The sequence below is a fragment of the Corynebacterium sp. EPI-003-04-2554_SCH2473622 genome (genome assembly GCF_001665955.1).
Lineage (GTDB): Bacteria > Actinomycetota > Actinomycetes > Mycobacteriales > Mycobacteriaceae > Corynebacterium > Corynebacterium pseudodiphtheriticum.
This window is the reverse complement of the sequence record NZ_LZMN01000017.1, coordinates 16,505-29,460: the sequence shown is the minus strand read 5'-3', so window position 1 is coordinate 29,460 and position 12,956 is coordinate 16,505. Positions and strand designations below refer to the sequence as shown.

The following is a 12,956-nucleotide window of genomic DNA, read 5'->3' as shown; positions in this document are numbered from 1 at the left end:
ATCCTGGTCGCGCCCTTGATCTTTACCGTTGGAACGCTGAATTATCCTCATCATTCTGGCCACTTATTTCGGTGACTGAAGTCAGTCTTCGAAACGCCCTCGACGAACGCCTCGGGCAGTGGTGTCAAAACAACGGCGGCCACCGTGATTGGCTGTTATATATAGATCAGGCTCCCCCTGACCTCAAAGACGAGTTTGGCGGAAAGGCTCGGACATTTAGAGGCCGGGCAGAGGACGCTAAGAAGATCCGTGATAAGGGTACCGGCCTGGTGATCGGTTCACATCCTCGAAAAAACGCCCCCTTAACCAACGGCGACATTCTTTCCCAGATCACGCTCGGAGAATGGGGACATTTCATTCCTTCCGCTCCAAGGATCCTGGCTGACAGATCGGAAGCCCCGTTTCCCGATCCCACTACAGCACAGCGACGAGAACGACTCTGGAACGCGGTGATTCGGCAAGCTTTTCCTTCCAATGTACAACCCCACGCGCTAGCAGCAGATCTTAATCGGCTAAGACTCTTCCGTAATCGGATTGCTCACCATGAACCCATCTTCGCGGTCAACTACCGCCGCCACAGGAATGACTTGCTTGGGCTACTCGGTAGCGTGGCACCACCGGTTCACCAGTGGTACACCTCCACTGATCACCTGCCAGAAGTATTCAAGAATGACCCCCGTAACCCTAAATAAAAATGTAATACTATGCGTAGAGGAACGGACTAATGGGGTCAAACGCCAAAACGACCGCATCCCCTTTTGGCGCCTAATCCTGCATTGTCAATGGTGAATTCGCTATTCCGCTGGAACGTCGATGTCTTCCAAGCGTTGTAGGATTTTCGCAAACGTACCATCGATGCAGGCGGTGCGGAACTGACCCGGCACGAAAGCCTCGGCTTGCCGTAGTGCAGACAATGATGCCAGCAGTTCCTCAATGCTCCGTTGAGAAATCAATGCAGGATCACTCACGTTCGGGTAGCTGCCATCTGCCAAAAACTGCTGCCAGTCTGAGCGGGCAAATTCCGCCAGTACCTCGTTATATTCGGACTGCAAACTCGCGATATCGGAATCGGAGGCACGCGATCCTTCTAGCTCTTCAAATTGCGGGATAAATTTCGTGAGTTCTGCATGCTTCCCGGTTGGCTCATCATCGTTGCCCTCATCTCGGGCGCTCGATTCTTTGCGTAGCGTGATCACCAAAGAATCAGTGTCGATGTCCAAGTAGCGGAACAGACGCCGCAGCACAGTCATTTTCTTGCTGGTATTGCAATCCAGCAGTACCCAGAGTCCAGGCGTGAGTTCGCCAAAATCTTTTACAGGTTCATTGCTCAGTGCAAACCCAAAGCCATCTTCTTCGGCATAGGCATAGACCCCTTCGTGGTGTTCACTCAGCAACTGTAAGCAAACGCCGCGGACCATTTCTTTGAAGCTTTTGACGGAGTGCTTGGAGTCATCGAACTCATAGGAAACAATCTTCTGGTGTTTGAAATCTGTGTGTTCCCCAAGTGGCACGGTGGGCAACGGTTCGACAACCGGAACAAACTCGGTCTGCAACATGGGCCAGTATTCCAAGGCTTGCTCGGTTAATCGGTTGGTTCGTTCCGCGATCTCTTCCGGGCCCCAGGAATCTACTTGCCGCACGTAGTTGTTCAGCCGGTACGGCGAGGAGTCGAATCCTTCGGGAAGGGATTTCTTCTTGGCAAAGCTGTAGTTGCTGTATTCAGAGTTGTAGCCGGTGATGGTGAGATTTCCGATGCGGTGCACCCATTTTTCGTGCGTTTCTTCGGCATCTTCACCTAGCTCATTGCGCCATTCTTTGGTCAGTGTGCGCGGCATGATGTGTTCGATGGAGGCGCTGCCGTCCTGTAGGGCATTGGCAACGTCCAGGTGGTCTTTAGAGTTACGGTTTTCGAGGCATTCGAAAATGTACTGGCGATATTGGCTACGGAATTTATAGAAGTTGCGTGTGGCAAATTCCAGCCGGAATTCGTCGTCTTCCGGGAAGCGCCCGGAGGTCTCTGCACGCTTCAGCAGTAAGTAGCTAATCACTTCTGCCAGGTCGGTGCCTTCCGTCCGGATGCGGGTAGCTTCGTTATACAGCGTCGCGAATATCTTGTTCAGTGCATTCGACGCATCACCGACGACGGTACGACGGAACAAATAGGAATCAATGATGGTGACAATCCGGGTGAAGTCTTCCGGTGTAATAGCCCCGGATTTCAGGTCTGCCACCAACGGCATCATGGTAGGCATGGCGACGTCACGCTGCATGAGGTTAAAACGGCATAGCCGACGGTCAGCGGCAGCTACCCCGGTCGCCGCTGTGTTTAGTTCGAAGTAATAGCCTGAATACTGGTGCATGTCCTGCAGGACAGATTCGATTGGAGCATTCTGATCCTGCAGGTATTTGCGGAATGCCTCATATACTGCATCGAAGCGTGGCGTCTTCCGTGTTCGTGAGACCAGGTACAAGCGTACGAAGGTATCGGTATCGAATTCGACGTTCTTTTCAATTCGGTTCCAGTAACGCTCGTAGAGATCATTCTGGGTTTTCGTGTCTAGCCCCATGAGCACGAGGTTGCGGATTTTGTCTGATTCCTTGAGTTCTTTACCCGTGGAGTTCAAGGATTCGAATATGCGTTGTGGATCATCGTGTGATTCCAGATCCAAAGCCATGACTTCCAGCCGGTTGACTGCATTCCAGAGCTCGTCGCCGTCAAGTTCTTGTTTGGCGATGCGCTCCCGGAAGTATCGGTAATTCGCCGTCACTGTGGACTTTTCGATTGGCTGCTCGCCGGATAGCAGGCGCCGGTAGGCATCGAGGTCGTCTTTTACGGGTTTGAGCTTGAGTTTGTTCTCGCCGGACATCGTGCTTCCCGGGCGCACCAAGTAGTTGCGTTTGATGATCTTGCCGAGTTCCGGGTCTGAGCTCTTGACGACGCCTTCTTCTAGGCTGTCTGCGATAGCCAGCATAAGGATGCTAGTGGTGGTCAGGCGCTGCTGGCCGTCGATGACTACCCAGGTGAGTAGCTCTGCGTTACCGACGACGGCGCCGAAAAAGTGTTTCTTGCGGTCGAAGCGGATAACTTCAATCAGATCATCGAATAAACGGGCACATTGCGCTTCACCCCAATCATAATTGCGCTGGTAGACGGGGATATGCAGCTCGTTATCAACGCCGCCGAATAGTTGGACGATGTCGCGGACAGTGCCCTTCATAGACTAACTTTCTTGGTTTAGCTCTGTGTTAAGGTTCTCAACCAATCTATCGCATTACCACTTTATGCTCGGAGCCCCTTTATGCTTGCCTGTTTCCTGGTGTGAGCTAAAAAACATCCAATTTCCCTGCCCTGAAGGACATAGTTCCCAATCTTTTCTTAGCTTGGGTAGGAACTAACCCCAGGACGTTTCAATGTCAACGAAAGAGAGCAAAAGATTTCAGCGAGCGCCGTGGTATGTTACCTAAAAAATGGTCGATTTGTTGCCGATTTGGTGACAAGATCGTGACGCGTGGAGGTAAGCGGCGGAATGTCGGGTGTGCTGAAAGTTGTAGTTGGCCTGCTGGTAGGAATTGTTCTGACGGTGGGAGCTCTCTTTGGTCTCAACAAGATGAGCTTGTTGGAGGAACCGACCCGCTCCATTACTTCGACGGGCATCGGTGGCACCCTTGAGGACATTTCGGAAATGGCCGTTGAGCAGTACTCGTATTCCGCCGTTGGGCGCTTCGAGGAGGACGGTTGGAGGGCATTGGGGCTGAGGATCCCGTTGACGGGAAAGCATTTTCTTATTGCCTATGACGGCGTGGTGAAGGCAGGGGTCAAGAACATTGAGAAGTCGGATGTGAGCATCGACGACGTCGCCCGCACCGTAACCGTCAAGGTTTTTCAGGCGGAAATCCTCTCGAATGAAATTGAGCCCTCGTCCGTGACGGTATATGACCAGTCATTTAACCCTTTGAATCAGGTCAAGGTGGAGAACTACGCGGAGTTCTTGGACGGCGAAGAAAAGCGAGCTGAGGAGAAGGCTAAGCAGAATGGTTTGCTCGAGCGGGCACAGCAGCGTGTGACCGACTTGGTTAAGGCCCAGGCCGAAGCGTTCCTGGCGGGATCGGACAAGGAGGGTTACGAGGTGCAAGTGATAATTGCTTAGGGCACAGAGGTGGTGAGGTGTGCTTGAATTTCTTCATCGTTAGCTATCTTCTTATTCCCTGTGGGGTTTCGGGGATACGCAAGGCTACCGGTCCCGAAAACCCAGGGCGATCCAGAGCCGACGGCAGCTTGGCATGTGGATTTATTTTTCAATCGTCGGCGCCGTATTAGACCCGAGATGAACTAGGTATTCAAGTTCTAGAAGCTATCGAGAAACTTAAAACGCAGAACAAGTAAACGGAGTAGCTGGCATGGATATTAACAAGTTCACCTATCAAGTCTTGTGGTCGGAAGAAGACCAAGAATACGTGGCTACCGTAGCTGAATTCCCCTTGTTGTCGTGGTTGGATGCGGATCGGAAGCAGGCAGAGCAGAGCTTGCTCGACCTCGTTGCTGAGGTTGTTGAGGATATAGAAGGCTCGGGAGAGGTAGTTCCTACTCTGTAGGCAATCGTCGTTACTCATGGCAGATGAAGTGCCCTGGGGTTTGTTCCTAGGTATTTGCCTTGTTCTCTATTATTTCTCGGGCCGGTTGATGGCTCCACAATTCTGATTCAACCTAGGCTGGCGTGCGGTAGCCAGGGCATTGTCATAGGAATCGCCAACGGTCCCGGTAGAAGCAGCGATCCCATGCTCGGTCAGGTGCATCAGGCGGGTAGTCTTCTCGCGACCAATATCGATACCTTCACGTTGAAGGGTCTGCCATATTTTCCGCACGCCGTAGACACCATATTTATCAGCCTGCACCGCTCGAACATGCTCCAGAAAGGCTTCCGTCACGAAGTCTGCGGGCACTTAAACCCCAGGCTTTAGACTGCCGGTCACTACGTGAGGTAATGAAGCCACCTTCACGATTATTCTTCACCGTCGTAGAAGGTGAACTCGATTGTGAAACGATCCCGGTGCTCATCGATGAATCGGATCATTTCTTAAGGTTTTGGGCCTGGTTCCGATGCGAAAAAAGCCGAGGCAGCTTTCAACAACTCGTTGGTGTCGCGTAGCTTGTGGTTTTTCTCGGTGTAGCCTGGCGTTTTCACCTGCCAGGTCTTTTGGCAGGTGTTCAGGGACTCGTCCTTCACGACGAGCCATCTGCGCCCATTGCCGGGCGGTATGCCACGAGCCCCCCGTTTGGGTGCTACAGTTTTGCATGCTTCCTGCATGGACATGTTCTCCGCCAGAATGCGGTCCTCAACAAGGCGGATCACTCGATCCTTGGTATTTTGGTCAAATTTCTTTGGCATTCTCCAGAATTTCCCATCCACTCAAACGGAACAAAACCTGGGGCATTTCACCAAATGGTGTATTATGATTTAAATCACCTAATGCTTGGAGGGATGCCGGTGGCACAAACAGAGTTAAAAAAGTCGCTAGGAGTGTTTTCTCTCATTGCTCTTGGCGTGTCAGGTGTTATTGGTTCCAGCTGGATTTATACGAATGGAACATTTTTCGACAACTATGGTGCAGGCGGAATGATCTTTGGGCTGGCCCTTGGGTCCTTGTTGGCTGCTTTTGTTGCCCTTGCCTACGCTGAATTGACTGCGCTTTTTCCGAGGGCTGGTGGCGAAGTCGTATATGGATATGCAATCCTGGGGCGGCGATGGGGCTTTATCGCGGGGTGGCTACTTATTGGTGCGTATGTTTCATCGCTCGCGTTTTATTTCACTGCTTTTGGCCTATTACTGGACTTGGTCTTCCCGTTTATGCATAGCATGCCTCTTTACTCGATTGCAGGACAGGAAGTCTCTCTGCCTGTCCTTGTATCAGGTTTGGGGTTAACTTTGTTATTTTTCTTATTAAATTATTTTGGGGTGTCAGTAGGAGCGCAGGTTCAAACGGTGCTGTTCGCCGTGCTGATTGGCATAGGGATTTGTCTAGCAGCAGTGGGCTTTGCTCAAGGTAGCTGGAACAATTTCTGGCCCCCTTTTTATGAATCCCAGAATTCGGTATTGAATACGCTTAGATTTGTTGTTCCTGGAATGACGTATATGGCGGGGTTTGGTTTGATTGCAACACTCGCAGAGGATGCGAATTTGCCACCAAAGAAAATTGGACGTCTCGTTGTTCTTACTGTGCTGTTAACGGGTGCCTTTTATTGTGTTGTGCTTACAGCTTCGGCATTTATCTTGCCTTGGGAAGAAGTGGCGAAGATGGAGCAAGGAACAATCACGGCATTCCAAAAGGCAGGATACCCAATACTTGGGTGGGGTGCTTTTGCCATTGCCATCCTAGGGTTATTGACATCGTTTTTGGGCTTGTTTATGGCGACCTCACGGATCGTTGTTGCATTAGCTAGGGTCAAGCTAATGCCTAGTAACCTCGCTAAGCTTCATCCTTCGCGTGGGACCCCTGTCAACGCCTTATTGTTCGTGGCGGCGACGACTATAGGATTGGGATGGCTAGGTAAAGCAGCTGTCGTTTGGTTTTTGGATACCGGCGGTATATATCTTGGGCTCGTCTGGATCCTGATGGTCGTGACGTTAATTAGACTTCCGTACAAATATCCTCATCTTGCAAGACGTAAAACGCGAGCACTACCGTTCATCGGTGCAATCGGAGCATTGCTAGTCATTGTCCTTGCGCTATTTCCAGGTACATCGATCTCATTAGTATGGCCGTCTGAGTATATTATTTTGGCAATTTGGACTGGACTCGGGGGCATATTCTATTTGGTATCAGGCAAGGTTGATGAAGAACAAGCGATCGAAAATTTGCTCGGAGATTACAGTAAGACATTGGAAGAAGGTAAGAATGATACCAAGACCGTGGCTTAAAGAATTTGTATTGGATGAGTTACGACCACTCGTCCCTGCAGACCTTCCGCCGTTAATTCTACCCATTAATCATGACGAGGTTCGACGGATAGCAAGAGCAGAAAATGGAGACCAATTAGTTCGGCTTCCTGATAGTCTTCAGCAAAACCATATTTACTCACGATTGGAATCAATAACTATGCCGAGGAATATGTATGCCCGGGCATCTGTTGTAAAACGTCTTGAAGAGGCACAAAAGCAATTGCCCGAGGGGCTCGACCTTTTTATCTTGGACACCTGGAGGACGCTAGCTTTTCAGGAAGAACTAGGCGAAATTTATCTTGACGAAGATCCTGAATTACGCCCGGGGTCGGTTGCTAGCACTAGTGATACTGACATTGATCCGCCCCATACTACCGGTGGTGCAGTTGATCTTACTTTAAGTTACAAAGGAATAGGTCTACCACTCGGTACGGACTTTGATTCGTTTGATGACCTTGCAGAGTCGAATTATTTTGAATCGATTCCCCCTGAAGCGGATCCTTATCAATTGTTGATTAGGGATCTACGGAGGTTATTGTCTATGGTTTTAATTCAGCAAGAGTTTGCACCGTATCTCCAAGAATGGTGGCATTTTTCGTATGGTGATCAACGATGGGCAGCTCAGTATGGGCACAATAGCTCACTATTTTCAATGATTCGACAATGATTTTGTGGAGAAATGAAGGCGCTCTGCCTTTCCACGGCCCGTTACCCTGAATGAGGCATACTAAGCCACTCACCATTAGTCATGAAATAAGACTGGAGAGTGTCAAGATGCCTCAATTAAAGAATAAAGCCAGCGTGGATGCTGATAAAATACTAATCCATCGAAAACTTGGACACTACTGAATAACGTCCTCGATAAACATCTGTGAAGCAGCTAGATATCCAGAGATCATGGCAATAGCGACATGACGAATAGCATCCTCACTAGGTAAGAATCTTGGGTCATGGAGGCTGAGCTTCTCGTCCACTCCAACAAAGCACATGAGGCTAGGAACTAATTCACCGTAGAAGGAAAAGTCGTCTGCGCCAAGTGAACGCATGGTGGTTCCTATTTCCAGACCGTTTTGTTCTGCAAAACTGTTAAAGTTGGCCGACAAGATATCGTCATTAATTAAGGCTGGTTCTCCTTCTATGTAAGAAACATCTGCAGTGCAATCAAATGATTGAGCTGTGTACTCAGCAAATTTTTTGACTGCCTTGGAAATCGTTCGATTGTTTTTGCTGCTAGTACTTCGAACAGTCGCTTTAATTAGTCCAGCCCCGGGAAGTACATTTGCCGCTCCATCTCCGACAGAGATCGTGCCCACACTTAAGACAGCTGGTGACATTGGATCGTTTGTGCGACGCACGATTTCAGAGAGCCCAGTTACAACTTGAGCGGTGCATACTGCGGTATCCCCGGCGTTATGTGGATATGCACCGTGTCCACCAGTCCCTGAAATGTTTATTATTATTTCTCCTGCTGCTGCATTCACGAAACCAGGTCCCGCAGCAACCTGGCCTGAATCCAAGCTTGGATGCACGTGTGCGCCAATCGAAGCGCAAATGTTTAGCTCCTTAAATTTTCCGGACTCACAAATATCTTTTGCACCAGAAGGATAAGTTTCTTCACGAGGCTGTAAGAAGGGAGCTATAGCAAAAGGCAGTGATAGGTTCTTTGCCGCTCGCACAACTGCTACTAATGCGGCAAGATGTACATCATGACCGCAAGCATGCATCGCTTGGTTAGTGCTTGCAAAGGAAACTCCAGTATTTTCCTGGATTGGTAAAGCATCAAGTTCGCCACGGAGACCGATTGCGGGGCCTTGCTCAGGTCCGAACCGCGTGATACCACCGGTTTCGGCTACTTCGGACAATTGAACTTCCATAGCTTCGACGACGAGGTTTTTCGTATCAGTTTCATCTCCGCTAATCCGTGGGGAAGCATGGATCCTCTCGCGAAGTGACACAGCAAAATCTAGATGGTCGTCGATTAGTTTAGTCCACTTTTCGCCAACTTCGATGAGTTGTTTCAAAGTAAAATTTTGCATAAGTGAATCCCTTGGCATTGAGTAACTGGATATTTAGCGATCATCGACACCATAAAGTCGAGCCGCATTGTCGTAACCGATCATTTTTGCCACGCGTTTGCACTCCTCATGAGGCCATCCGTATGTCGATGAGAATTCATTCAGTACGGCGGACAAGCCTTGGCGGAATAATTTTGCGCCTAAATAATAGAGTTCGGGCAACCCAAATGTATCGGTAGAAAAGAGGATTTTTCCAAACGGTGCGAGTTCCAAAGACTCAGCAATAATTGCTTTTGAGCGTGCGCCACTGTAATTGATTGCGAGGCCAACATCAAAGTAAACATGTGGGAACACGTCAGCCAAAAAACCGGCCTCTCGCTGGTACGGGTAGCAATGCAACAAAGTAAATTTGGCTCCGGAACTAACACTTGCGCGGAAAAGGTCCATTAAGAGAAGAGGGTTAGCTTTATGGAGATCGACATCGTCATCTCCATAGCCAACATGCAGCTGAATAACTTGTTCCTGCTCAATCGCCCACCACAAAAGGTGGCGAGTTAGTACATCGCTCTCAAGGCGAAGAGGCTTTGGCTCCTGCAAAAGTGAACTTATGCATTGCCTTAATTCAGCAGTGCTCGGTTTCTCTGGTGAGAAGTCGAAGCCTATTCTGTAAGCAGCAATTGACTTCACACCAATCGCACCCTTTAGGCGCGATTCCAATGCTGCTTCTAGCATTTGGAGATATTCATCAGTGTTTAAGTTCTTATGCTGTGGATCGTTAAGTACATCTTCTGCGATTCTCTCTAATCGAATGATTTCATGCGAATTACCTTGTGCAAAATCGGCTAAGGCCGTTGGGGACGTAATCTCTGAGGGGGTGTGCCCAGTTTCGACGCCAAAGGAAGTAATGTTAGCTCCGAGCATTAGCCTTTCGCTGACCTTTTCCCAACCTAATTCTGTGCGCCTTGCAATATATTGAGGCGCTGATAAGAAAGATTGGTTGGTAGTGCTGGTCTCGCTATTTCCCAAAAGCATAGAGCCACATTGGCTTAAGATTTGAAACCCGATTTGAGAATCAAATCTAGTAGTCCCATCGCTCGCAGGCCAAGAAGATTCTGAGATGAAAGATTCAAACTCAAGTCTGGACAAATCTTTACAAAGAATCCCATGGCAATGATGGTCAAACAGTGGCATGGTAGCGACAGTTTTAGTGATTTCCTCATTAATAGACATTGCTATACACCTCACACTGTTCGGAGAACGACTTACCTTCAAGATCTTTAAGCTCTTGTCTCTTGACGGCTATGTACGTTTCCACGAATTCCTTGCTAAACCAGCTCTTTACGGTATCGGAACCTTCTAATACCTGCAACGCACTGCCAAGAGAGTCCGGAAGAGATTCAAACGATAGAGACTCATCAGTGAAATCCACTTCCCCGGCAACGACGTCTACGGGCGGTAAATCTTGTCGAATACCTTCCATTCCGGCTTTAATAAGAGCAGCGAGCAACAACCACGGATTGGCTCCTGCATCTCCGCCCCTGAATTCGAAATGGAATTGTTTGTCAGGGGCTTTTCCTCCAATCTCATTCGTTGGGCAAACCCGGAGAAGGGCTTCACGGTTTTCGACCCCGCAGAATATTTTGGCTGTCGACCAATTGTTAGGTTTAAGCCGGTCATAACTAATCGATAGCGGTGCAAATATCGCAGTCATGGCACGGCCATACTTAATGATGCCGGCGTTGAATTTGGCAGCAACCGATGATAGCCGCCCAGGAGCCTTAGGGTCATAAGCGACAACTTCTCCGGCTGGTCCGTAAAGGCCAAAATGAATGTGGACTCCGGTCCCCGCATCGCCGGGGAAAGGGACTGGGCTAAAAGTAATTTCTTTACCGGCTGCTCGGTATACCTGTTTTGTAAGCTCTCTTATCAGGACTGCGTTGTCGGCAGCTTGCAAAGGTTTTTCTGGCTCCATGGTTATCTCGTATTGGTGTTTGCCATACTCAGGTAGCCAACATTCTGGACGTATCTCAGCTGCTTCTAGTACTGAAACGAGGGTTTTACCGATTTCGCCATGGTCAAGGAACCTCAAAAAGGAGAAAGGATGTGAAGCAGTTGTTAAACCCTTTTCAGAGAATTCGTGTTCGAATGAGGCTGTCATTGATAAGCCGAACTTTTCCGATAATTCTTGGATGGTTTCCTTAAGAATGGTACGAGGGCAGCATGACCAAGGCTCACCATCGTTTTTGACAATGTCTGAAAATACAAGTTGGGTGTCAGGGACCCCTGGAATGCCATTAATCTGTCGAATAGACTCATCGTCAGCTAACAGCCTGAGATCACCAGATGATCCGAAAGGAAGATCTTCCGCGATGTGTCCAGTATTGGTAATACCGATATTGGCGGGAACCCACCCTACGCTTGTACCAGGTGCATAGTTCTTGCTAAGAACTGACCGCCCCTTAATTCTGGATGATAGATCGGATGTTGCAAGAAAAGTAAACGTGGAATCTGACATAGCCACTCCTAGCTAGTTGTAATTAATTTCTGTCCAAGGGCCTTTGCTTTTTTGGGGTTAGCTAATGCAATTAGGTAGCCTCCGATGCACCAAGCACCTGCGATCCATGGGAAATAAGTGTAGGGAGAATTTTGACCAGTAACCTGGACAATGTAGACAAAACCGAGATAGATCAAAGCGATGACAGGGAAAACGATCTCCCAGCGTGGAATACCGTTTTTGGAGGCACAAATAAATTTCACAGCGCCAACTGATGCCATCCCGTAAGCGATGATCATGCATAACACACCGATGGTTGCGTACCAGTAATAAGTATCAACTGCAGAAACGCTGAATAGTCCCAAGATGACGGTCATCGTTATGGTAAGGCCTACCGTGGCTAACACGGCGTACACTGGCACGGCGGTTTTGGGATGTTGCTGTTGGAAAGCCTTTGGAGCGAACCCGTCACGAGCCAGGGCGAAAAGAAGTCGAGAAGTAGCCGTTGTTGAACTGAGGAAAGCTCCGAAAGCGACAATAAACGCAATAATTGCAATAAGAATTGCGTACCACGAACCAATATATTCTGAAGACAAAGACGTTAATGTCGAAGAAGCGGTCGCAAAACTAGTGATGCCGCTTTCGGTAGTTCCGTACCCAACGGTTTGTGCGAACATAATGAAAACGTATAGAAGTCCGCCAAACAGTACCGCTAGCAAAAGAGCCCGAGGGATGACAGTCTTTGGCGTATCTGCTTCTTCGCTTAATGCTGATCCAGATTCAAAACCTGCCCATGAAATAAATGCGAAAACGGATGCAGTAGCAATTGCCTTCCAGGAGTTTTCACCAGGGAGTAAGGTGGTGAAATCGAGGTTCCCAGGGACAGACGAGGCAGATACTCCAGTTTGATAGACGATTGTTATAGCCAATACAAACATTGCAAGAATTCCGACAAAGCCAATCGCTAGTGTTATTTTTGCTGCGATTTTCGATTCTCGAAGCGTGATTAGTGTGGCAAAGATGCCAACGATGATAGGAATCAGCGTCCAAGCACGGCTAGTCAGCTCTAAATTGAATTCGAGTAATAATGCTTCGAAAAACGTGGCACATGCGCCTGCGATGCAAGCAGCGAGGAAGATGTATGTGCCTAATAAGGCGAATCCTGAGAAAAAACCCGCTCTGGGGCCTAAGGCTATCCCCGCTAACGCATAGACAGAACCCGCGTGCGTGATTTTGCCGAGAAGCCGGATGAACGAATAAGCAACAAATAATGTTCCTATGGAGGCAATGATAAACGTGAACGGAACTGCCTTGCCGACAAGTTCGGCGACACCAATTCCGTTTAGAGACATAGCCATGACAGGTCCCATGAATCCTAAAGATATAGCTGCCACTTCTATGGTCCCGAGTTTCCTGGCAGGCGGGGGAGATGTCGTTTCGCTTATAGGCTTGTCCATTGGCTACCTTTCAATCTTGCCATCTGAAGTGCGCTGTTGGCATCTGAATTGG

11 protein-coding genes and 1 pseudogene are annotated in these 12,956 nt (G+C 48.9%); 5 read left to right on the top strand and 7 right to left on the bottom strand.

Annotated features, from left to right (window positions below; all coding sequences use genetic code 11):
* Positions 1-692, top strand: a 692-nt coding sequence (locus A5774_RS01600; protein ID WP_082936052.1) for an Abi family protein, incomplete at its 5' end; no start/stop codon positions are given.
* Positions 693-794: 102 nt separating this feature from the next.
* On the opposite strand, the gene A5774_RS01595 is transcribed toward A5774_RS01600, so the two are convergent.
* A complete protein-coding gene (locus A5774_RS01595; RefSeq protein ID WP_064833124.1) occupies positions 795-3,218 on the bottom strand; it encodes a DUF262 domain-containing protein in 2,424 nt (807 codons plus the stop codon).
* Between the two features lie 291 nt (positions 3,219-3,509).
* On the opposite strand from A5774_RS01595, the gene A5774_RS10800 reads away from it, so the two are divergent.
* Together A5774_RS10800 and A5774_RS01585 are read left to right on the top strand one after the other, a co-directional pair.
* Complete coding sequence (locus A5774_RS10800; RefSeq protein ID WP_156519518.1) at positions 3,510-4,148, top strand: DUF4230 domain-containing protein; 639 nt, start codon at positions 3,510-3,512, stop codon at positions 4,146-4,148.
* Between the two features lie 250 nt (positions 4,149-4,398).
* A pseudogene (locus A5774_RS01585) lies at positions 4,399-4,584 on the top strand (toxin-antitoxin system HicB family antitoxin); the annotation flags it as partial.
* A 78-nt stretch (positions 4,585-4,662) separates the two neighbouring features.
* Here A5774_RS01585 and A5774_RS01580 read toward each other — a convergent pair.
* Positions 4,663-4,941: an IS3 family transposase gene (locus A5774_RS01580; RefSeq protein ID WP_156519517.1), complete on the bottom strand. Its 279-nt coding sequence runs from the start codon at positions 4,939-4,941 to the stop codon at positions 4,663-4,665.
* A 134-nt stretch (positions 4,942-5,075) separates the two neighbouring features.
* Positions 5,076-5,351 (bottom strand): transposase, encoded by a 276-nt coding sequence (locus A5774_RS01575; RefSeq protein WP_231892307.1) that lies wholly within the window; start codon positions 5,349-5,351, stop codon positions 5,076-5,078.
* 15 nt (positions 5,352-5,366) lie between these two features.
* On the opposite strand from A5774_RS01575, the gene A5774_RS01570 reads away from it, so the two are divergent.
* Complete coding sequence (locus tag A5774_RS01570) at positions 5,367-6,917, top strand: APC family permease (protein WP_231892306.1); 1,551 nt, start codon at positions 5,367-5,369, stop codon at positions 6,915-6,917.
* Positions 6,895-7,605: a M15 family metallopeptidase gene (locus tag A5774_RS01565; protein ID WP_197490214.1), complete on the top strand. Its 711-nt coding sequence runs from the start codon at positions 6,895-6,897 to the stop codon at positions 7,603-7,605. The genes A5774_RS01570 and A5774_RS01565 overlap by 23 nt, the downstream gene beginning before the upstream one ends.
* A 175-nt stretch (positions 7,606-7,780) precedes the next feature.
* Here A5774_RS01565 and A5774_RS01560 read toward each other — a convergent pair whose 3' ends face one another.
* From A5774_RS01560 to A5774_RS01545, 4 genes are read right to left on the bottom strand one after another with little or no spacing between them, the layout of a single operon-like run.
* The gene (locus A5774_RS01560) at positions 7,781-8,974 is read right to left on the bottom strand and encodes a M20 family metallopeptidase (RefSeq protein WP_064833120.1); all 1,194 of its coding nucleotides are present in this window, start codon (positions 8,972-8,974) and stop codon (positions 7,781-7,783) included.
* Positions 8,975-9,007: 33 nt separating this feature from the next.
* Entirely contained in the window at positions 9,008-10,183 is a 1,176-nt protein-coding gene (locus tag A5774_RS01555) for an amidohydrolase family protein (protein ID WP_064833119.1), read from the bottom strand.
* Positions 10,173-11,468: a glutamine synthetase gene (locus A5774_RS01550; RefSeq protein WP_064833118.1), complete on the bottom strand. Its 1,296-nt coding sequence runs from the start codon at positions 11,466-11,468 to the stop codon at positions 10,173-10,175. Before A5774_RS01550 ends, A5774_RS01555 begins: the two co-directional genes overlap by 11 nt.
* A gap of 8 nt (positions 11,469-11,476) precedes the next feature.
* Positions 11,477-12,904 (bottom strand): APC family permease, encoded by a 1,428-nt coding sequence (locus A5774_RS01545; RefSeq protein ID WP_064833117.1) that lies wholly within the window; start codon positions 12,902-12,904, stop codon positions 11,477-11,479.
* Positions 12,905-12,956: the final 52 nt, after the last annotated feature.